The 23284-nt window shown below is 32.2% G+C and carries 18 protein-coding genes and 1 pseudogene; 1 reads left to right on the top strand and 18 read right to left on the bottom strand.

All coding sequences use genetic code 11. The features are described 5' to 3' along the window. Window positions 1–37: 37 nt before the first annotated feature. From WBG07_RS18725 to WBG07_RS18705, 5 genes and pseudogenes are all read right to left on the bottom strand, one after another. On the bottom strand, window positions 38–667 hold the full coding sequence (locus tag WBG07_RS18725) for a conjugal transfer protein TraK (RefSeq protein WP_340203570.1): 630 nt from the start codon (window positions 665–667) through the stop codon (window positions 38–40). Window positions 668–671: 4 nt separating this feature from the next. Next, a complete protein-coding gene (locus tag WBG07_RS18720; RefSeq protein WP_340203568.1) occupies window positions 672–1511 on the bottom strand; it encodes a hypothetical protein in 840 nt (279 codons plus the stop codon). Window positions 1512–1514: 3 nt separating this feature from the next. Then, window positions 1515–2095: pseudogene (locus WBG07_RS18715) on the bottom strand (conjugal transfer protein). A 36-nt stretch (window positions 2096–2131) separates the two neighbouring features. Then, window positions 2132–4534: a TraG family conjugative transposon ATPase gene (locus WBG07_RS18710; protein WP_340203567.1), complete on the bottom strand. Its 2403-nt coding sequence runs from the start codon at window positions 4532–4534 to the stop codon at window positions 2132–2134. Between the two features lie 302 nt (window positions 4535–4836). After that, the gene (locus WBG07_RS18705; RefSeq protein ID WP_097047315.1) at window positions 4837–5124 is read right to left on the bottom strand and encodes a hypothetical protein; all 288 of its coding nucleotides are present in this window, start codon (window positions 5122–5124) and stop codon (window positions 4837–4839) included. 165 nt (window positions 5125–5289) lie between these two features. Between WBG07_RS18705 and WBG07_RS18700 the strand changes: the two genes are divergently transcribed. Next, window positions 5290–5958, top strand: a complete 669-nt coding sequence (locus WBG07_RS18700; protein ID WP_340203566.1) for an N-acetylmuramoyl-L-alanine amidase family protein — start codon at window positions 5290–5292, stop codon at window positions 5956–5958. 22 nt (window positions 5959–5980) lie between these two features. On the opposite strand, the gene WBG07_RS18695 is transcribed toward WBG07_RS18700, so the two are convergent. The 13 genes from WBG07_RS18695 to WBG07_RS18635 all read right to left on the bottom strand — a co-directional run bounded on the left by WBG07_RS18695 (window position 5981) and on the right by WBG07_RS18635 (window position 22957). Next, on the bottom strand, window positions 5981–6922 hold the full coding sequence (locus WBG07_RS18695) for a hypothetical protein (RefSeq protein ID WP_340203565.1): 942 nt from the start codon (window positions 6920–6922) through the stop codon (window positions 5981–5983). Continuing rightward, on the bottom strand, window positions 6912–10208 hold the full coding sequence (locus WBG07_RS18690; RefSeq protein ID WP_340203564.1) for a hypothetical protein: 3297 nt from the start codon (window positions 10206–10208) through the stop codon (window positions 6912–6914). Before WBG07_RS18690 ends, WBG07_RS18695 begins: the two co-directional genes overlap by 11 nt. Then, window positions 10198–10878: a condensin complex protein MksE gene (locus tag WBG07_RS18685; protein WP_340203562.1), complete on the bottom strand. Its 681-nt coding sequence runs from the start codon at window positions 10876–10878 to the stop codon at window positions 10198–10200. Before WBG07_RS18685 ends, WBG07_RS18690 begins: the two co-directional genes overlap by 11 nt. Continuing rightward, window positions 10851–12170: a hypothetical protein gene (locus WBG07_RS18680; protein WP_340203560.1), complete on the bottom strand. Its 1320-nt coding sequence runs from the start codon at window positions 12168–12170 to the stop codon at window positions 10851–10853. The genes WBG07_RS18685 and WBG07_RS18680 overlap by 28 nt, the downstream gene beginning before the upstream one ends. A gap of 31 nt (window positions 12171–12201) precedes the next feature. Next, complete coding sequence (locus tag WBG07_RS18675) at window positions 12202–13998, bottom strand: UvrD-helicase domain-containing protein (RefSeq protein WP_340203558.1); 1797 nt, start codon at window positions 13996–13998, stop codon at window positions 12202–12204. Continuing rightward, window positions 13999–16089 (bottom strand): ATP-dependent nuclease, encoded by a 2091-nt coding sequence (locus WBG07_RS18670; protein WP_340203557.1) that lies wholly within the window; start codon window positions 16087–16089, stop codon window positions 13999–14001. Between the two features lie 162 nt (window positions 16090–16251). Continuing rightward, complete coding sequence (locus WBG07_RS18665; RefSeq protein WP_340203556.1) at window positions 16252–16914, bottom strand: P-loop NTPase family protein; 663 nt, start codon at window positions 16912–16914, stop codon at window positions 16252–16254. Next, entirely contained in the window at window positions 16911–17483 is a 573-nt protein-coding gene (locus WBG07_RS18660; RefSeq protein ID WP_340203554.1) for a hypothetical protein, read from the bottom strand. The genes WBG07_RS18665 and WBG07_RS18660 overlap by 4 nt, the downstream gene beginning before the upstream one ends. A 108-nt stretch (window positions 17484–17591) precedes the next feature. Continuing rightward, window positions 17592–17870 (bottom strand): helix-turn-helix domain-containing protein, encoded by a 279-nt coding sequence (locus WBG07_RS18655; RefSeq protein ID WP_340203600.1) that lies wholly within the window; start codon window positions 17868–17870, stop codon window positions 17592–17594. 326 nt (window positions 17871–18196) lie between these two features. Beyond that, window positions 18197–19021: an RteC domain-containing protein gene (locus WBG07_RS18650; protein WP_340203553.1), complete on the bottom strand. Its 825-nt coding sequence runs from the start codon at window positions 19019–19021 to the stop codon at window positions 18197–18199. Window positions 19022–19250: 229 nt separating this feature from the next. Further along, a complete protein-coding gene (locus tag WBG07_RS18645) occupies window positions 19251–20846 on the bottom strand; it encodes a S8 family serine peptidase (protein WP_340203551.1) in 1596 nt (531 codons plus the stop codon). An 80-nt stretch (window positions 20847–20926) separates the two neighbouring features. After that, window positions 20927–21097 (bottom strand): hypothetical protein, encoded by a 171-nt coding sequence (locus tag WBG07_RS18640; protein WP_340203550.1) that lies wholly within the window; start codon window positions 21095–21097, stop codon window positions 20927–20929. A 117-nt stretch (window positions 21098–21214) separates the two neighbouring features. After that, the gene (locus WBG07_RS18635; RefSeq protein WP_340203549.1) at window positions 21215–22957 is read right to left on the bottom strand and encodes a helix-turn-helix domain-containing protein; all 1743 of its coding nucleotides are present in this window, start codon (window positions 22955–22957) and stop codon (window positions 21215–21217) included. Window positions 22958–23284 lie beyond the last annotated feature (327 nt).

Below are 23284 nucleotides of genomic sequence, written 5' to 3'. Positions count from 1 at the left end.
GATTTTATTCTTTTCTATCTTCATAATCATTGTGTTTTTAATGCCCATTATGGGCTTCATAATTCTCTAGTTTTTTAAGTTTGTTTTCAAAAAAGTTGGTTATTAAAAGTCCATGGGTATTGTTAGGGAAATTCCTGTCCACATGGATTATGTTTCCTGATGTTGTCAGTTCATAAGTGTCTATTATCGACCCTCGATTGATTTCAAAAATGACAGTGGTCTCAAATCGATAAGGTTCTTTCTGAATATCGATTTTCGATTCAATCTTCAATACCTTTTGCACTAAGGAATATTGCAATAATCGGTTATAAACGCCATCAGCTTTTTTCTGTCTGTATAAGGCATCCACGGAACTATTTCCTAACCATAAAGCTTTCTCCAGATTCTTTTCATAATTACTCGCATCGATATGGTAGAAATAGGTATGGAACTGTTCTAAATGTGATAATACTTCTACTTCTAAATTTTCATTTTGCTGTACCATTTTAAGAGGAATGACACTTCCATCCGAATTGACCACAAAGGCATTATTGACGGATTCTTTGTGAAGCTTTATAACCATAAGCACGGAAACAACACAGGTTAGTACGGCTCCAATAACGACTGCCAAAACAATGAATCGGTTCAAGCGGAGTACGTTGTAAATATTTTGATAAGGTGTTTTCATGTGATCAGGCTGTAAAAAGTTTAAAGACAAATGATGTTGCCTTGCGATAGAGTTTGAACTTGAGTAAAACAATAAATCCGATAGAGCCAAATTGAAGCAAGGGTGCGAAAAAAGTACTGCCCCAATTCGTTCCGAAGAGGGTATTCCAAAAGTTGGTATTGATCTCTGTATACAGGTTGTTTACAAACACATTGACCAGAAAAAAAGCAGGAACCAACATATATACTCCTGCATAGAGTTTAAAGAAGTTGTAAGCCAATGAACGGAACTTTTCAAATACAGCAAGACTAATCACTAAAGGGAAAAATGCCTGCATGACACCTAACAGGAAGAAACGTTCTGCAAGGAATAAGGGGTAAATGAACAAATCCAACAACCATAGAAATATACTAATGATAAAAGCCAGCATTTTCAACCCATATAGAGGAGTTACCAAAGCTTCGTACAGCAGGGCCATTGCCTTTTTGGCGGCTTCCAATGCACCCACATCCTGTTCCAAATCGATGTCTTGCATCTGTAACGGGAGGAGCGCAGGAGCCGTGTCTAGGTATTGCGTTTCAATAGCCACCAGAATGGTATCAAAAACATCTAATACCTGTGTTGAAAAAATGACCAGGATAACCACCGCAAAATTCTTTGCTAGTTCTGAGGGAGTAAGTCCCCAGGTATAACCCTCATTGTTAGCAACACCTTCATTGTACTTTTTAAGGATATTGATGAGAAAGAACAAAATGGCCAGTGTCTTCATTCCGGTAATGGTGTACTGGGAAAAGTCACTGTTTTTGATGGTGGTGAAAACCGCATCAACATATTCCAATCCTATGCTTAAAGTTATCCCTGACATCAATTAAATTTTTGCTTTCCTGCCGTTGATAACGGCCTGCATTTCCCGAAATACGATAATTTCACGATACCTTTTGGTCTTGGCTTCAATCTCAGCCACCATTTCTTTGGATTTTATTCCATATCCTTAAGAACTTCGGCACGTTCTGCATCGGTCATTTTAAGTGTATTACTGGATAATATCTGGTCTATGTATTCCAATCCATCTAAAGAGTTTTCAATAATGGAATTGAAGGATTCTGAAACCCGATTCACTTCATCAGGTTTGATATAGGGTGAATTGAGAATCTCCCGTAAATCGCCTTTTACAATATTGAATAGGCGTTGGTTGTTCCTTGCCATTTCCCGAACTGCCTTTAGCTGTCTAATGACATTATTGACCTTCTCGATGTTCTCTTTTTGGGTTTTTAGAAACTGTACGGTTTTCAGCAATTGCGAGGTCTGTTTTGCCGATTCTAAAAGGGATTTGGTAAAGCTGATAAAATTGGTATTGTCATACACTGGCATCCCCTGGCAGGCAGCGCCTGCTGGCATTAGAAGAGCGAGGGTTAGAGCTATTCCTAAGAGTTTGATTTTGTTTTTCATTTTTTAAACGTTTTGATTGTTAATACTAAATGCAGTCTATGACTGCTTAATAAATATGTTGATAGCTTTTTCCATCGATTGATATTGTTCGTAGAGTTTCATTATGGCCTCACTTTCTTTGCCATCTGTGAGGTAAGCTGCATACACTTCTTTGGGTACTTCAAGGCGAAAAATATTGCTCTCTTTTCCAATCTTGATGAACATTTCCGTGTACTTTCTATCTCCTGTAAGGTTATTACGAATGGACTTTAATTGGTTCAAATCGTGGCTGGACAGATTCAATCGCTTTTGAAGCTCGTCGTATCCTTTTTCGTTTCGTAAACTGTAGATGACTTGCGTATTCTCTAGAATACTGGCCGATGTGGAATTATTCGGTAATTGATTGATGGATTGTAGAATGATTCCAATAGCCCCATTTTGCTTTCGGATAGCCTGATAATAGAATTCCACGCTTTCCAGAACATTATCGAATTTGAGCTGTTTGGCAAACTCATCAAACAGTATAATACCTCGTTCAGAACGGTTACGCCAAATGGTTCTTTGGATAGCAGACTTGATAAGCTTCAGCATTACGGAAAGGATTTCCTTGTTGTCCTTCACTTCATCCAGTTCAAAGACAATCATACGCTTGTCCTCAATTTTATAGGTCTGGTCTTCATTAATATTGAAAAGGAATCTGTAGATACCACCATCCACATATTCCGAAAGGATATGCAGGAAGCTGTAAACGCTGAAATGCTCTTCCAATATTTTGAGTTCTTCAAGGAGCGAATCCTTTTTATCGTCTATAAATTGATATAAAGAAGCCAGTGAGTGATTTAATCGAACGTGTTTGTAGTAATGTAGCAGCACCTTTTTAATGGCGACTTCTTTGGCTTTTGAAACCTGGTTACCTTCAGCCAATAGTTCCAATAAGAAAATGGCAAGGTCTTCCAGTCGTTCAGGGGTCAAATCTGCTTCGTTGGAAATGTAAAATGGATTGATGCCCAGATTCTTTCCCTGCTCATATCTTAAAATAATATGGTCATTGGGATAGAGTTTGGCAAATTTGGAATACGAACCTCCCAAATCGATAATGACCAGCCGAACGTCGGCCTCGAAGTATTGTCTAAGGATATTATTCGCTAGAAAAGACTTTCCTTCTCCGGTTGGAGCAAAAATGGCAAAGTTCCTCGCCTTGATACGCTTCTTTTGCTCGTCCCAAACATCTTTTAAGACTGGAATATTATATTGCCTGTCATTAAAAATGATGCCCTGTTCGTCTGACTTGTAATTACTGTTATTGATGTATAAGCATAAGGCGTGTTTTAAATCCGTTACATATAAATCCTCATTGGAAAAATTGGAACTGAAACAACAATAGGAATTCGAAAAGTAGTGCTTTCGTTCTTCTCCTTTTGGATAATACGGTACGATGTCCAGCTCCTTGAATTCGGTCTTAATCTTTGAAGCAATATTTTTTAGTCGTCCGGCTTCCGGACACCAGAAAATAATGTTGAGATGCCCACGTATAATTCTAGAACTGTCGTCTTCATTAATTTTAGCAACAATGGCTTCAATTTTCTTCTGAATGACTTTGTTTTGTGTTCCGAAGTTGGAACTTTTACTAAGCTCTTCAATTTTTTTGTCCAGTAATTTTCTCCATTTGTGTTTGTCATCCAGGTAAATGATTTGGTTGATGATATGGTTTTCATTCAGATTCAATCCCAATCCATCAATAAAGCCCTGATGGAATACAAAATCATCCGAAGTGAATTTGTCATTGGTCTTACTACTCTGTACTACATCACCAAAACAGAGTTCGCTATTTACGGCCAGTACATCAAAATGGTTTTCCCCAATTTCAATTGCTGATTTTTTCAACTGAATATCGGTGTCAAAACCTTCATTAAAACCATTGAAGTAAGCATTTGTAAGCTCTAAAATTTCGTTCTTTTTTAATTGTCTCAGGGACACCCTGCGGCTGTTATTGATAAAGGAAACGGCATCATTTACCGAAGTAATAAAATCTTGGACATTATGGTCCAGTTGTTTGTGAATGCCCTTTTCCACTTTTCGGAAAGGATTGTTAAACCTGGAAGCATTCAATGCTTTATCCAAAGGCAGTGTGAAGTACAAATAGGATTGATGGGTTAGGCATTCCCTTCCTTTAAAATGTCGATAGGTTGCCTTTTCCAAAAAGCTTTTGTTTGGTAGATTATCTGCCTCATAGAGGCTTTTTTTATAGATATCCTGCTTATGGATAACCGTACTTATTGGCAGGGACTTAAATGCCTGAAACCATGAGCCATGAAGATCCTCAAAATCAGTTGAGGATAGGGAATATATTTCTGGCAGATCGGCCTTATAACACAATACCACATTGCCATTATTCGCAAAAACGATGTGCTTTTCTATGCTTAAAATGGGATAGTATGCGGATAGGTTAATTTTCTTCATAACGCAATGGGCTTAGTTTCTTGTTGCTGATGGTGGTTGGAAATACTTTTTTGAAATGCAGTAAAGCAGGGTGCCTGGTCAATTGGGTCAATACCACATAAAGGATTCCGTTGAAAAGGAATACCGATATGGTTACCAAAAAGCTGAAGGAAAAGATGATGAACAGTAATGACCCGATGACGGATGTCATCATCAAAGCAAACAATGAAATAGGCAACCCCATTATCACTGCTCGCTTTCGGATATCCTTATAGATTTCATATTTTTTCATAAGCCATTAATGCCAAATGTCGCTTAGCGACTTACACTACGATGCCTATGAGATAGGTAAATATGCCCACTACTGCACCCGCAATAAGTACAAAGACCAATACACGGGTAATTCCTTTTTTGAGATCTGCATTCTCACCAAAAAAGTGTCCTGCATTGAACAGAAAGCCTATTAAAAAGATAACTCCCAGAATAATTGGGAATATGGCTCTTATGGTATCGGAAACATCGTTAACAGAATCTTCGATGCCTCCAATCTGTGCAAAAATGGTATTGGAAATGAGCAATAAAAAAGCGGTCAGGAATAGTGATTTTTTCATTTCGAAATTGATTTAAAATTTGTTGGATTTCGTTGTTTGAAAAATACACTATATTTAACTTTAAAATATTGATTATCAGTATTTTGTGAATAAAATATTATTTATATCCAATTGATTTTCAATGCTGTGAATTGACATCAAATCGTATGAAAAATTGAAATTCCTATGTTGATAACTCCAAAACTTTTGAATCGTTCAACGCTCAAAAACGTCAAACTTCCACTTTGCTCAGCTCAGATTTTTGTGATTTTGCTCTTAAAAATCTGCTTTGTTTTTGGTCAGAAAAAAGTCATTGTTATCGACCCCGGGCATGGCGGAATTGATTCAGGTGCTATAAGTGTAAATGGTACTTACGAAAAAGATGTGGTTTTGAATATTGCCCTGGAGATTTTAAAGCTGAACAAATCCCTTTTTAATAACGAATTGGATATCTATCTGACCCGATATAATGATACCCTCATTTCCTTATCGGATAGAAGTCGATTGACTGAAAGTTTAAAAGCGGATGTATTTGTATCGTTACATTGTAATGCTTCTAAGAATAATTCCAGAGGTATGGAGGTTTATGTGCATAATCCAAAAAATAAAAAGTCTATTGCACTTGGTGTTTCTATTCTGAATGAAAGCGCACAAAAGCTAAGTCTTGAAAAACGAGGTGTGAAGTTTGCCAACTTTCAGGTTTTACGAGAAAATATTCCGTATAGTTCCTCCATACTTGTTGAGATGGGGTTTATAACCAACCCTGATGAAGCGGATTATTTTTTGGAAGGTAAAAATATTAAGGCTTTGGCGTTGGCTATTTTGATGGGAGTTATAAAGGAACTGAAGAATTGAGTATAAATAATAAAAGAACGGATTATAGAATATCCTTAATCATTCTAATCAAGTCAAATGACTCTTCCTCAATCCACTCCTCTTCATCAATTAGAGTTTTAATAAGTTGTATCTCCTTTTTAGTAAAATTTTCAATTGTAAGTCCAGAAAAGGTCTTTGTCAAATCCCAATGACTATAGTGATAATCAATATATGTGCTTCTCCTTTTATGAGGTTCATTTGGATATAGAAGTTGAATATTCTTATTCCGTTCCTTTAGTTTCTCATTAATTCTTAAAAAAATCTCTAACCCAGCTTTGTCCCAATCACAAGAATAATACATGGGTTTCACTAACTCGTTTTCGTCGATATCGTCGATAATGGCGATATTATTTCCTCCTACATACCACATTTTCACTTGAGTTTCCTTAGCAATCCAGGGTTGTTTTAGAAAGGATTTGTTTTCACACATCACGACAGCTTTAGGGTTTTTATTATCAACAACAATTCGCCATTGATTCTCTTTCTTATCTAAAGAAAACCTTTCAATATTTAATATCTTAAATACTGCTTCTCTTACACTTTTTCTGTTTTTTAGGTATTTAGAAATATCAAAGAATTCGTTTGAGAAATCTTCTATTGTAGTGGGGTTATTTTTTAGTTCTTCTTTATTTTCAGCAATAAGCATCAAGGTTTTAATATTGTCAATTGTGAACCCTTTATTTGCTGTTGGCTTTATATCATTTTCTATGAGAAACCTTTTGGCTTCTTCAAAAGTCTTTTTAAACTCTTTCTCATAAAACTCTTCATATTTTTCCGTTGATATTATAACTTTTATATTATCCGGTTTTAAATCTAAGATACCCTTATCATTGATTAAGTAATTAATGTATGGATGATTTTGAATAATTGCTCTTGTTCTTTTAAGACGATACAAATCGTCAAGAGCTTTCAATTCTTTCCATGTAATATTCTTATTCATCATCTGATAAGGATTTTATATACAGATCAATATCTTCAGTCACTTCTTCTGAAAATATCCCAAGTGGTGGTACAAAACTCTCTACATTCGCCAAATTATTCTCGTTCATGATATAGATATATTGACCATTATCGGTAATTTCTCCAGCAGTTTCAATTGCCATAGTAACAATTTGATAATTTTCTTCTTTTGCTAAGTCATGTAACATATCATAATTGCTTCCTAAACCCTCTGCTTCATCTATTGGCATAATTTTTAATCCATCTCTATTTTCTTCTTCAATTAGTGAAAGTCTTGCCAGACATAATAGTGCGTTAGCCGCATAGGTTTGACCATTACTACCAGAATTTACTTCTTCATTTTCGAGTTTAAGTTCAAAAACCAAATCGAAATAGGATTTTGGGTTCATTAAATCTTCTGGTTCTACTTTAGTACTACCCCCAAGTTTTTGAAACGCTTTTATCATCATTTCATTAATGTCAATTTCCTCTTGGAGCTCACTAAATAAACCTGTATAACTTAATTGATTATGCAATTGTTTCCTGAAAGTTGTCAGCCAATTTTCTGGGTAGTGAATTGATTTCTTAGATGTTAATGATGCTTTATTACCACCCGTTATACCTCTCTTTCCCTTTTTAAGATATCTGTCAATTTCATTAATCTTTGTTAGGTAGCCAGTATAAACTTTATAAACATCATTGAATATACTTCCTAAAATTTCTATTTTCCTTGAGCCAATTTCCTGAATATCCTGGGTTAGTTTATTCAGCCTTTCTACAATATCGTTTTCAATTAAATCTTCATTAACTTTTGTACTAGGAAATACTGTTGGTAAAAGATGATTTGCCAATTGCCCTATTGAAGCCGTTTCGTCATATGGAAGGTCTTTAGTTATTATTTTTAAATATTCGATATAAGCCAATTGAACCTTGTTCGCTTTAGATTGAAAAGAATTATTTCCGCCATCATCGGGATTTTCGTTTTCTTCAATTTTCTCATCAAACTTGATTGACGATTTAAGCAGTTGTTCATTTAACCTTTTGGCTTCACCGATTTCATCGTCTGCCAAGGTAAGCTGCTTTTCCTTCTGCTCAATTTCAACCTCCAAATCCTTGATAGTGCTTAAAAGTTGATATTTTAAATCTGATAGTTTTTGTTGATTAATTATGTTTTTTGAGTGCGTATTAAAAAATGACTGTTCATCAAAACTCTGTTCTTTTAAGTATTCTTCTTTCTCAGCCAAACATTTTTCTTGTGACGCAATTTGTTCTTCTATTAATTGTTCATCAATAGAAATATTATCTTCAAAAAGGACTGTCTCTAATTGTTTAACTCTCTTTTGGTAGCTTTCCTTTCGGCTATTTCTGCTTGTAAACCCTCCATACTGTTTTTCTATAGAATCATATTGTTGGAGAATTTTAATTCTATTCTTATATGCCAACAAGTGACTTTTAAAAGAATCTTCAGTGAAACCTTTCAAGCCTTCCTCAATTTTGAATTTGAGCAATTCGTCTTTTCTATTAAAAAGGTCTATATACTTTTCAAGATTACCGTATTCAAACAGTTTGTTTTTAAGGTGTTCTTTATTTTTCTTTTTAGTTATTAGCTCTGACAACCTCTTTTCAACACCTTCCTTTAATTTGGATACGGATCTTACAATCTCATTTGGGTCTTCAATATTTAAAATTCGATGCTCTGAAAACGTAATGAACTCATAGACACCATCTAAATTGAACCAAAATCCATTCTTAGTTTTATCTTTGATGTTTGAATCAACATTCTGAAATAGATGCTCCGGATGTGGGACATACCTATTGGAATTTTCCTCTGCAGGCTTGATTTTACCATATTTTTGAAAGTAAATTAAAATACTTTCAAGTATATGTGATAGAGGAAATTTTAAATTATCAATAGCCCAATTAACTAAGGATTCAGGATTGTTCAAATCCGAAAATCTTAATAGCGATTGGAGTTCTTCTATTTCCTTTTCAAGTTCTTTAATTTTTTTGGGGTGTTCATTTTTTTCTTTTTTGTAATCAGCCAACCAATTAGATTCTTGAAAGAAAACCAGAATATTGTTATCAGAAAGGTATTTTATAAATTCTTGTAATTCAGTTTTATCATTATTTTTTACTTGCTGAGACGTAAACCATTGAGTCACTTTTTGTATGTCCTTATCGTGGGAAGAAAGCCATTTTTCGACAACTTCAATTTGTAGTTTAGATTGGCCAATATCAAAAAATTGTTTTGCAATATCATTTCCACTTTCATCCTTCTCGGTTAGTTGTTTAACTTTTGTTTTAATATCAAGTAACTCTTTGAAGTCTTTTATTTTTAACTTTAAAATTTCATTTTCAACAAATTGTAGTTCATTCTTTTTAAAACTTAGTTCATCAGCTATTTTAAGCTTTACCTTGGCGTTTTTCTTCTTGAAGCTGTTCCAGTAGCTGAACTTTTTTATTAGATATTCTGTATAGATGGTTTTATAGCTTTTTTGTTTTTCCAGTACAGTTTTCAGCAGTACTTGCTTGTCGTTTATTAGTTTGATTTCTTCAGAATATCTCTTATGCTCGTGGAAGTCATTGCTTATATTTTCAACTTCCTCATTGTACTTTTCTATTATTGCGTTTTTTTCGTCATCACCAAATAGAAATCTCTTTAAGTCCTCTGATTCAGTTTTGAAACCTTTTCCTCTTGAGAAAGACCTTAGAATACTTGCATATGTTTTGAGAGTTTCATTTTTAGTTAGGTCTAACGAAAGGATATTATTGTCATATAAGATTTGATGATAGTTTTTCCTTCTGAGAGATTTCATTCTGGCAAACTCAACTTTTTCGCAGAGATTCTTTAGGGTATCAATCTTATTATCTATTAGTAATTCCTTATTAAAAATAGGCTTATCTAAAAAGGTCAGATTGTCCCAATCATAGCCATTTTGAATAATGAACATTTCAGCTGCATTACTTGTCCCTTCAATATAGACCCCAATGACTAGATATTTTTTTGGACTATACTCAATATTTAAAAAAACATAACCCCTAGATGATGAATACCCCTTTTTTGTAATTAGCATTCCTTTGACATCTCTCTGCTTATTCCCTTCAGTTGCAGATTTAAATTCGCTTGAGCCAACTAAAACCAATTGAATCATATCTGCTATCATACTCTTTCCACTACCACTCTCACCACTGAAATCTGTCCGGTATGCATGGAAAAGGTAATCGGCATTAAAATGCTGCTTAATACCAATAGTGGAAAGACTATATATGCGAGGGTATTTATTCTGCATCTTTCACATCTTTTATTAAGTCATCAATAGTTTCAATTTGAGGTTGGTAGATAATTCGCAGACGCTCAAAGGATGGCATTACTTTAAATTTATCTTTTTCATTTTCACTTTCCCACATTAACCACCCTAGGTCTCCAAATTTTTCAAAGGACTTAGATATTACTACTTCAAATCTTTGGTCACTCAAATCTGTACTCTTATCAGATGAATTATCATTAATGAGCTTTCTCAATGCATTTTTCTGTTCCTCATATTCTTCGTGCAATAGGGTTGTAAATTCAGAAACACTATCTAACTCTATATTTCCATCTAGCTTGTACATTTTCAGGAACAACATTCCTATAATGATATATTCACTCCTTAAATAATCTCTATTGTCAGATGGTACATTTCCTCTTCCATTCTCATTGAAGTTTAAATAGTAGTAATTGTTAAAATCGGTACCTTCTTTTATCAGATTTAAGTTGAAAAAATCTTTATAATACTCCTTTAAGGATTCATAATTCTCAGACTCGTTCAAAAACCGATATAGATTCACGTTTAATGGGTATTGCCTTTGAATATGAATACCACTTCTGAGCGTATAATCAAGTTTTGCGAATACACTTTTTGCCTTTTTGTTACTCAAAAAGCCATACGGTATTATTTTTTCTGTATTGTCATTTGCCATATGGATATTCCTTTTTTTATAACACCATGCACAGGTTCTTTTTTAATCTCTAATATGTATTTGTTCCTATACGCAGCATTTTTTCTAATAATATTGTGGGCTGTCTTAACAGCAATTGTAAGTTGATCTTCTTTTAAAATTTTGAAGAAAAAGGGAGTGAAATCCAGAGAATTTTTTGCCTCTACTTCTTTAAATATAGAATTGGTCCAGTAGCGTATTCTTTCTTTATCCCGTTTCCATTTTAGCGTTTTTTCCAATAATTCTTTCCTCTTCTGGATATCAACTGTTCTTTGAGTTACTTCAATAGGCAGCTTTGGGCTTATTTCTCTTAAAGGCACAATATTGAATCTTAAATTGTCGATAGTAGACTTTACGATTACTCCTGAAAGACTATTCGGAAACTGTATTCGTTTTGTTCCTGCTTCTTTAACTACAACTGAATGTTGAAGTAAATAATCAATGAACTTATTTGTTTTTCTATCAAAATTCTTTTTGTTGAAATCGTAAATAAACTCTCTAATTCTTGGCTTTATTTTTTCTATTCTTTTACTTACTTGCTCTAATTGACTTCTAGAATTATCGTGGAAATTCTGAACTCTGTGAATATTTGATATATTGTTTTCCCCTTTATTCTCTTCAAGAAGACCAATCAAGAGGTCATCTATGTCATAAGAAATTTGGAATGCGTTTCTGAGCTCTGATGCTTGTTCCTTGATTACTTCCAGACGTATTTCAATACCTTTAAGAACCCCTAAAATATCTTGGTCTTCAGAATTTATCCCAGTTTTAAAATCTTTTACAGACTCATTAACCTGTTGGTCCAATATCTCGATTTGTGAAGTGAGTTCAGGAAGTCTAATCTCAAAATGGTCTTCAATCCATTCATTAAAATCCCTATTTTCTTCAATGTTTTCAGTGAGACTTTTATGTAATTCTGCAAAGAACCGTTTAATCTTTGCTGGATTATACTTTTCGATTAATCGTTTTTCAATATTCTGACAAAGTTCTAATCCATATTTTTTGAATTGGTAGTTTTTTTTTGAGGCATTACGCCATAAGAAAGACTCTTGAAACCTAAGTATTATTGAATTATTCCTATTGTATTCTGTCCTAGAACTTTCATTGCCTTGGTCTTTGAAAACCTTTGTAATAGTTGAAATAATATTCTCTTCTGTAAAGTCTTTATCCTTATATTTTGCATATAGAGACAGAAGAATCAATCCATCATTTTTCTCTGGGATTAATTTTTCATATTGGTCTTTTGCCTCTCTATATAAGTTAAAACTATCCATGTTTATATTGTATCATATAGTTCTAGTCTGGCTATATCCATTTTGTATTATCTTTCCCAAACCACTTTTGAACTGTGAACATAGCTTCATTTCCCATTTTTGATAATCCAAGAACCACTAAATTCTCTTTTGCTCTAGAACAAGAAACATAAAAGAGGTTTTTTGTCCTTTCTTTTCTATCTCCCTTCTCGTCACTATCATCAAAATATTTTTCAAAATTATATTGTGTTTTCCAACTGGTATCATCAATAACAACTAAAACATTACGATACTCTTCCCCCTTTGTACCATGTTTTGTTGAGAACACATTTTGATTTTGAGTATGTTTAAATAGATTTATAAATTCAAGATAGGGCAGTGCCATAAGCGCAGTATGAAAGGCAATATCTTTTTCAATACGTGTTTTAAGTTCATCATCTAAACCTTCTAGTGGAGCATTGATGCGGTCAAAAAACTTAATTACTCCGGTAGAAAGTGTAGCCAGTTTATTATCGACAACAAAATCAAAAACGTCTTTTACAGTTTTCGATTTACGAATTGTGATAAGCTCTTCAATCTTATTTGTAATTATTTTCTTGTCAGAATGTCTTTTTAAGGTTATCGACTGAACTCCATTTTTTTTAAAAAAATTCACAATATCACTATAACTATCTTCTTCAAAGAAAGAGACCAAGTGTTCTATTCCAGTTTGCCTTTCAGTAGATGTTTTCTTGTCCATAGAGCCAACAAAAAAAGCTGTAATTGGATTTTCCCTTTTTAATAAGGCGTCATTACCGCCTAAACCATAACGTCTACTATAAATGTTGTAAAGATTTCCAAAACCACCCCTTCTGGCCACCCTACTGTTTGCAATAATTAGTATTTTGTCTTCACTTCCTGGTCCAAAATCCCATCCTTTTTTTTCTAGTTCATTTATTATAGTGTCATAGTTAGCATTCTTGATTGGTATTAACGAGTCTTCATATTCTTTTACTTTTTGACCTGTAGTTTTATTGGGGTAATTAGTACAATTCATAAATTGAACACTTCCTTCTATTTTTTTTATATCATCAGGAATTACTTGTTTAATATTCTTTCTTACATTATTTAACAGCTCTACTACGTTTTGCGAGCTTCTGTAATTTTCCAACTTGGTTATAAGGTCGATTGCTTTTGCATCTACATATGATTTAAGTGTGCCTATTCCTGTATTATAAATTTTTTGATGTGAGTCTCCATAAAAACCGATTACTATTTTTGTTTTATTTCTAGGAAGCAAAAAATCTAGTAATGACGATATAGTTTCTGGGGCCGTATCCTGATATTCATCAACCAAGATATAAGGATGTTTAGATGCTAGTATTGTAGTTAATAAACTATGATTGGAAAACATCCTATTAGCTAATGTAATTAAATCGTCATGTCCTACTTTTCCATCTTCGAAATCACTATAAGCACGGTCGTTGTAATCTACTGTGGTAATCCTTTCTATAAGTTTCAAAACATATTTGTCAGGTTTGGTTTCATGGTAAATCGTATTAATTGCATCAAATTCAATTAATAGTTGCTTATTGTATGATTTAATACAATCCCAAAGAAATTCATGGATAGTAGAAACCAATACTAACGGATTATTTTCTAGACGCTCTATAATTTCATTCTTAGCAACATTTGTATATGTAATACAAACTATTTTTTGATTTTTTAATTGAAGCGACTTACCCTTTGATTCCAAGAGATAATTTATAGTTTGTATGAGGGCATAAGTTTTACCAGACCCTGCTCCAGCTTCCAACACGTAACTCCTTTGAGCCTCTATTTTTCCTTTAATTTCATTTATTACCTCCATCTATATCTTTGTCGTTTCTGTAGCTACAATATCACCATTTCCATCGCTTTTTAAATCAAGCGGCTTTTCCAGCCATTTTAGACCATTATCAATATATTCTGGTACATTCCATTGGCCAAATTCTTCCGGAAATGACATAACATCAAAGGCAAAATTAGTTTTGGAACTAGAGCTTATAGGCGCCAACTGATAAGGGGTATTATTAATTAAATCTTCCGCGCTTTTTACTCTAGAAAAACTAAACTGATTTTTAATAATTGTGGAGTTGCCTTTCTCATCGGTAAAGGTGGATTTTAATAGCTCAATATTTGAATTAATAAATGCCTCTTCAAAACTTCTTGCGGTGATTCCATTCTCTTGGGTTTGATATGCAACCCTAATAATATTGGAATCTGTTTTTTCTTCTTCAGTTGCGGCTATTAATTCGGCTATAGTAGTCTTTTTTGGTATCCAATCTTTTAATGTATAGTTAGATGTTAATTCACCATTAATACCATTGTTTACCTCACACCTCTCTCCACTAGCTGAATCAACGGAATCAATATCTGTTACTACTAAAGTTTTTAATTTTAAAAACTCAAGAATTTCTTTAAACTTATGACTATAAGCACCTCCTACCTCCAATATAGAAACATATTGAGTTGCTAAACCTGGTCCTGACTTTTTAATCATCTGTGGCATTAACATTCTTTCGGTTGTACCTTCAACAATAATTACCTTATCAGAGAAAAATAAATCGGATTTATGCAGCGTCAGATATTGTTTTAAAAATCGAGCAGTCTGTTTTTCATTTGAAATATTTAACGTGTTAAAATCTTGGACCTCTACATTCTTTTTAACTCGATTGAAGTATCTTATTCTTTTAAATCCTTTTTCTGAATCAATACCAGCTTCAGATAAAATATGAGACGAATGCGAGGTAATTATTAGTTGAACATAAATATTATCTTTTTCAGCATCTTTTAATATTCCTTTTATTTGACTAATAAATACCTGCTGCATTTGAGGATGCATATGTGCTTCGGGTTCTTCTACTAATACGGTTAAGAACTCAGAAACTTTTTCTTCTTTTGCATTTCTAAACCGTTCGATAAAACTAGCTAGTTCCAAAACCATGTAAATGAGGTTGCTATAACCTAATCCGTTATAACTTTCAGGTAAATCAATTTCTTCCTGTTTGTAATAGTACTTAATGTTGTTTTTTATTACAGATTCTGAATCAAATTCAGATGCAATAGATATAGGGGGAATTGCAATAGGAGTAGAAGCACCAAACTTTTTAAGGTCTTCAATTATCTTTTGTAAGACTATATTATATTTCTCTTTTAAGTCTTTAGAAATATCTTTTAAGGAATCTTCTATTGCCTTTACATTGTTATCCGTTTTATCCCTTTCATTATAATATCTTGAAAAACCTAATGCTAGTGTTTTATTACTATCACTTTTCTTATCATCTAGTATTCTTAAGGCCTTGATGTCCTCAAAAGAAACTACCTTCTTTAATTTATCTTTATATCCAATTTCTATTTCACTCAAGTAATCAGATTTCACATCTTTAGCGTAGCATCTTAATTTGTAAAAAGTATTTAGATTTTCTTTAAAATATTCAATGAGGGTCGTCTCTTTTACTTCTCTATTAATGAAGGCTTTTAGTAACCCTAGGGTGTTATGAGGCTCATAAGATAGGAGTGCACATCCATCATTTCTTTTATCATCTAAATCTGTAATAAACTCACTCAATTCTATTAGTGAATCTTTAGCTTTATCATAAACAAACTCAATCTGCAATTGGATTTTCGGAAAACGTGTTACGATATCTAATTCTAATTTCTCTTTTTCCTCTTCAGAAATTCCAGCAACTAATGTTTTTTCAAATTGAATTAAAAGCTCTTTAAACAAGGTATAGGTAGATTGTGAAAAATCTTCAAATGATAAAGAATCTTCACCTGAGGTAAACATCTTAATCACCTCAAGTAAAGAAGTTTTTCCAGTATTATTTCTTCCCACAATTAAAGTGATATCATCTTCAAGGTCAATAGAAACATCCGCCAAGAGTCTAAAACATCTAACTTTTATATTTCTAATTCTCATAGTATTTCTTAGGTTTTATTTTTGATACTACCGAAACAAAAAAGCCAATGAATACTCATCAGCTCTCTCAAACATTTTTCTATGTGTAATCGCTCATAAATATATTAATTTTTTAACATAATTTCTTACGGATTCCCACATTTAATTCTCTGCTTTATAAGATTATACTCTCTTATCCTTACTTCCTTTATCAAAAGCCACCAAATTAAAAAGCTGTCGCATTCGACTACGAACACGAATGCCATAAAGCTCTTCAAGTTCTGCAGCATTTAAGTTAGTAGTAGCATGGGTCTTAATTTTCTTGTCCAGAAATAAGTCATGGCGAGATAGCAGGATTTCCCCTATTACATTACAGTCTTTACCGTAGTGTCTACCCATAGGCTCAACTCCCAAATCATCAAAGCAGAAAAATTGGGTGTTCCCATAATCTTCAATAGTCTTGTAACCAATATGATTAAATCCAAAAACGATGTTTCGGGTAGGTACAACCTCGTAGGGCTTTTGGTGTGGCACAAGATGCTTCAGCAAGCGAATCAAGGAGGTTTTACCACATCCTACAGGTCCAGAAAGCAAAATGCCTTTATCAATATCAATTCCGAACTCTTTACAGGCAATTCTATCCTGGATAAAGTACAGGCATAGTTTGTATAGAATATCACGGTCTTCTTTGTAGATTTTAAATTTCTGCCCGAAAAGCAACTTTCCTTTAGCTTCCAAATAGACCAACATTTTATCAAAATCATACAGAATTTGATTGCCTCGCATGGTACCCAAAGAATATTGTACAGCTCCTTCAACGATGATATGTGGTTTTGGATTGCTCATAAAGGTTCATCGTAGTTTTTATCAGAACTGGTCTTTAGGTTGTCCTGATATGGGATACTTCGACCGGGCTCGGTACAGGCAATTTCTTGTTTTTCATCGTTTTCAGAATTTGAATTTTCTAAAATTTGCCGTTTGTATATGTTTTTAGGGTTTTCTATAGTTTGTATTTGTTTGTTTATAGGTACCAATGCTTGTCCAGTACTTGTCTCGATTTTGGTACTGCTTGGGTACAGCACTTGTTCGGTACTTGTCCCAACCCTTCGACTGGGCTCAGGACTAAAGTTGAACATCTTGATTCGGCTTCCTTTAAACGGGTTATGCGATGGTATGTAGCGCAAATAATTCCAATGACTCAGTTCTTTGATGCATCGGTGATAGGTAGATTTAGAACCTATTTTTGAGAAGTCCATCACTTCTTCTATATTGATATAGAATTCATCTTTAAAAAAGTTATTGTTCCAAATCTGAAATAATGCCACATACAAGCTGATGTGAGTTGGATTCAAACGACTATCCTTGGAAAATTGTATGAAGACATTATTCAAATGTTTAATGTAATTGATATCCATAATCTCAGAAATACAAAGCCAACGCGCCTGCTGGCTCCTTCGTTAAAAAAGTCCACTGGACTGTTTCTTTATACTCGGCCCTATAATTGATGTCTTGCAAACCAGATTCTAGAATTTGTTATGGATTCTGTTTTGCTCTAATACCTGCATGATTTCCTGGTAGTCATAATACAAAACGCCACCTACTTTTGTATATGGTAATGTCCCATTGATACGTAGGTTTTGTAATGTTCCGGGAGAGATGCCCAAAAGCTCGCGAACTTCTGGAGATTTAAGCCATTTTTTGGCAGGTTGTCCGCTTTGGTTTTGTAAAAGTTGCTTGATGTCATCGAGTAATTCCATTTTAAATTCCCGAAGATCTTCTGTTGTAATAATTGTTGCTCCCATACTTGTAAAACTGTTTTTAAACAAAACCGCCATTAGTTAATTTTTTTTCATGACGGCTTTGTTTTGAATTAGCTCACGAACTTTAATATTTTAATAAATATTTGTTCGTGAATCTTCGATTTGACTTTCGTTCTACAAAATTGAAATGATTTGTTGGACTTTATTCACCAGTACAACCTTACTACGGTGAAAATTTAACATATTGAAATTTGAATGGTTTTGATGGTATTTAATGACCAAAATGAACTTTTACAACAATATTTTGGTGAAATTTTGTTGTATATATTAAAAACAGGAGGTTAACCGTAGTAGGGTCTCTTATACGTTTAAATTTCGGAGTTATCCATTTGAGTAATGAGGCCTGAAGAAAGGTCATTCAGAAACTTGGTTCTACTTATTTTTCTAGCCTTTATTTCTGAATACGTCTTGTAAATGTCACCTAGATCAAATTGAAAAACCCATTGTAAGGCCATTGCAATTTCTTTTATATCTGTATTCCCATTATTCAAAGATCCACTGGCATACAAAGCATAAACAAGTTCAGTTAGAGCCGTCTTTGTTGATGTCCAGTTTAGTTTATAACTATTTGTTTCTTTAAAAGAAGAATCTTTTAATTTGTAAAGTCTATTTTCCAAATACCTTAACAGTTTACAGTTAACAATATAATTTGCTAGCAATAAGTCATGTGAAGTACTGAAGTCTGGGTCTCGAAAAAATGGAGCTGAAAATAAAGATGTGGATTCTGAAAAGTACTTTCGTGTATAGTAATATTCATCTAAGTAAACCGAACCCTTTTGGACATACTGAGAGAACTCTATATTTAGCCGAAAGAATCTGTTAACGCTTTTAATACAATTTAGAATATATTTTTGTTGTTGAATTTGATTTCCCTTAGGAAATCTAACTTCAAAACTTTTAAGTCTGGAACTATAGATTAATGTTTGTAGAGGATGTTGTTTAATTTCTTTGAAAAAGGTTATTTCAGAATTAATAGAATCAAAACCTTCTTTGAATATATGGTTACGCAGATCACATAAATAGTCTTGACACATCTTAATTATATCATCAAAAGGAGTTTCTTTATCTGTTGTATAATTATCTAGCCTTTCTATTAGTTGTTTAAAATTAAAATTTTCTTCGAAATCTTTCATTTCTAATAATGTAAAATACAGGTAATTAAATATTTAGCCCATTAACTTGTCTAAATATATTTTTAATCTTTGTATTTTAAAAAGGAAGTATGTCGTAATTCTAAAAACAACAAGTAGGTATATATAAAAAGCTTTTCAGCCAATCGCAAACAACTAATTATCAATTATTTATAAATAAACATCTAGTCTTAAAGAACTAACAATATAGTCTTAATTCTAAAATTACATTCTAGTTTATTTGTAACTGCTCTGCCATAATTAATGCATTGTAGGCATTAATAATTTTTCCAGATTTTGAAAGGTTTTGAAATCGCTGCTTTGATTTGAAATTTTCATCATTTATTTCCTTTTCATCATCATAAGGTACATTTACTAATCCATTAAAAGGAGTACCACTATCCATTATAATTTTTCGTATTTGAGAAGCTTTTAAATTTGGGTAATGAGACCATAATAAGGCTGCAATATTGGCAACAATTGGAGCAGCAAAAGAAGTGCCTTCTCTATTGGTAAACTGATTATTTGGACTGCAGGTAAGTATATCAACACCTGGTGCAAAAATATCTATCGAATTTAAACCATAATTTGAATCCTGATCCACCAGGTCTTCACCATATTTTTTTGTAGTAGCACCAACAATTAAAACATTAGAAAATTCTTTTTTATACAATCTAGCTATAGATTGAGGAAATTGCCAATCTTTATCTAGATTTTGAGATTCATTTCCTGCTGATATCACAACCAAAATATTTTTTTTCTCTGCATAAGAGAGCGCTTTTTTTAAAATTTTTGGTTGAATTGAAAAAGCCTTTCCTTGACTAATATTTATAATATGTGCGCCATTATCAACAGCATACTTTAAGCTTACATAAAAATCTTTATCCGTAAAATCTCCTATTCCGGTAAAGGTTATAGGCATGATATTAATAGGATATTTTTTAATCGGGTTTTTATGTATTAGACTTACCGAATCTAACATTGAATAAGCTATGACCCCTGATACCAGCGTACCATGTTCAAGAATAGCTGTATTTTTTCCAAAAGTATTATTACCGTACTTTTTATTCCTTTTAATATGAGATGCTTTGGGAAGAAGAGAACGATTATCATAATTTAGATTCATACAAATATCTAAACTCAATTCTTTAAACTTTAAATACTTTATAAATTCATCGTACGGATAATCGGCTTCATAATAATACTTTGCAAAATCAACATAACTTCTTATGGTATCATTGGGAGCAATAAAATTAGACAAACTTTTAAGTGATATCTTTCCCTTTATTAACTTTCGTAAAGTGTCCATTACAAAAGTATAACTAGCTTCAATATCTTTATTATATTTAATTTTTCTTTCTAAACTCAGTACGGTAGAATCATAGGAAGCTCTAACATCATTATATTGGAATGGAATTTTATTTTTCTTTCTTAAGGTATTGAATGAATTACGATCAATTTTTCTAAGAATCCTGGTTTCTTCAGTTAAAACATATGCTAACGAACTATCTTTATTTTTTATACCTAAAAAGTTCCAACCAGCATAGTCATCTATATAGCCATTTTTATCGTCATCAATATTATTGCCCTTTATTTCATTTTTGTTAGACCACATTACCGGCTTTAACATTTTATGATTTAAGTCAAAATCAGAATCCAAAACGGCTATAATTATTTGCTGTTTTGGATTCAGATTTTGATGTAAATAGGTAATCGCTTTATTCCAATCAGTACCAGCTAAACTATCCTGACCATGATTTAATTTCCACCAATTATCATTATCAGACTTAAACTGATGAAATGTTAATGTCTGCGAATAAAGAAACATTGGTAAACACCACAAAACAAATCTTAACGTATTTTTTATCATAAAAAATTTAAGCTGAAAATTAACAAATCTTAATTGATCTAATCTCCAGTAGATACAGGTGTAGGACCAAATGGACCTGGTGGCGGTGGTGGTGGTTTCGTTTTACCTTTTCCATCATTTGGATCATCTCCACCACCTCCAATGATACTGTTGATTGATCTTAATTTATTGCTTTCAAAGTCAGCAATAGTTTTACTATTTTTTTTCATATATCATAAATTTGATGACCGGAAATTAGTATTTTTTGATGTACAATGCTACAAAAACAGCTAAATACAAGTCGTGATTTTAAAATTACGACTTGTATTTAGAGGTTTTTAGGCAAACTACTTATGGTCTTTTTCATTTTTTATTTTTAAAATAAAATCTGATGGATAGTACCCTGTCTTTGCTTTAAAAGCCTTTGAAAAAGGCTCTGCATTATTATACCCTGTTTCATTTGCAATAGCTTGAATTGAATAATTTAACATTTTACGATCTAACCTTATTGCTTTCAAAACAAAATCTATTCTTAAGTCATTAATATATTGCCTAAAGTTTTTATTAAATTGATATTTTATAATTTGTCCTAAATAATTTGGATTCGTATTTAAATCCTTAGCTAATCTATTTGCAGAAATATTTTTATCTAAAAAACCTTTTCTGAGTTCAAAAGTTTCTAGTCCTGATAAAATTTCTTCTACTAAAGGAGCTGGTAGATTAAATTCTTTTTGTTTACTTTTTAAGTTTTTGTTTTCTATTATATTTTCTGGTAGTGTTTTACTATTAATTAACGTGTCAAATTTAAATTGATATTCTTTTATTATTTTTTTGTTCCTTTTCCTTCTCCTAAAAAGTTCAAATACCAATAGTAAAACTAAAAAACAAATAGCGAATAAAATGGCTCTATTTTTTAGGTAATCTTTTTTGATTTTTGACTTTAATTTTTGCTGTGTGTGAAGTAGTTTACTGTTTTTATCAAAATAAATACCGTCAGTGATGTGTCTTTCGTAGTCGTATACTAAACTATCAAACTTTAAGAGTTGTTCTATATAATATAATTGCTTAGATAGATCGCCATTTTTTTTATAATGATCAATCAAATACGTATACCCAGATCTTAATGAAGGATGCAAATCATTATTCAGGTTAAAAATACTATCCATTCTTTCAAAATCTTTTAAATCAGGACTTAAATCTAATTTAATAGTAGACATGGCTCTTAGATAATAGGCTATAGCAATATTTGGTGCATCATTATTGGCTATTAAAAAAGAAAGTGAAGTATTTACGGTATCAATGGTAGCCTCATAATTTTCTAATTCAAAATGAACCTCTGTAGAATTCACAATAGATTGCCCTATAAACCTTTCAGTACCTTTTATATTTTTATACTTAAATACACTTTGATTGAAATACTGGGCAGAATCATATTTCTTATTTAATCGATATGAATTCGCTAGATTAATTATAGAATTTAAAAAAGAATCTAAGGTATATGCGTCAATAGTATCTAGTTTTTCAATTTTTTTTAGATCGTATTGGTAACTTTTCTTAAAATCTAATAAAGCCTCTTCAAATTTTCCTGTCCGTTCTTTTAACAAACCAAGATTTGTTGTCGAAATATTTTGGAACTCAAGGTTTTTAAACTCCTTTGCAATATTAAAAGCTTTAATATGATTATCGAATGATTTTTTAAAATTCCTTTTATCATAAAAATAGCCTCCCTTACTCTGGTAGGCATGCCAGGCAAAATAATTAAATTCTTTTTTCGGTAATAATTTTGCGTATTTTAAAAGGCTATCATTAAATATATAGTTAGTATCATCCGTATAATAGGTAATCATATAGTAACCGTATGCAATATTTAGTGTGTCTTTATCTAAATAGGCCTTTTTTAAGTAAGCTGTTGCATATAAACGATTGTATTCTGAGTTTTCAATCAATTTATAATAATCGCTGTATAGTGATTGATATGACTTAATGATAAGACTATCTGGAATTTCTTGAAAACCCTTAAACTGTGCATTAAGATTACTTGTAAAGGTCAATAACAGTGCAGTAATAAAAAAATATTTTGGTCTAAACATCTTATGTAATAAGGCAAAACAAATATAGAAATAGATCTACAATTCTCTATTTTACATACAAAATAGCCTTATTTACTTTAAAATTCTATGTAAAATCTATTAAATAACAAGAAATAATGTAAGTCTTAAGAATTTTATTCTTACTTCATGAGTAAGACTTTTATTTTTAAAATACAGCTCGTTTTTTTAGAAATCAGAGACCAATTAGTTGCAATTCATATCAAATAATATCAATTTTGGTCTGTCATAATTAGTAAAAATGACATTATGGAAACCGATAAATTCTTAACAGACTAAACTAATCTCAATATGAATAATGAATTAAAT

Source organism: Ascidiimonas meishanensis (assembly GCF_037782385.1).
GTDB classification, from domain to species: Bacteria; Bacteroidota; Bacteroidia; order Flavobacteriales; family Flavobacteriaceae; genus Ascidiimonas; species Ascidiimonas meishanensis.
The sequence above is the reverse complement of the archived record's forward strand: the minus strand, read 5'-3'. Positions and strand labels throughout refer to the sequence as shown.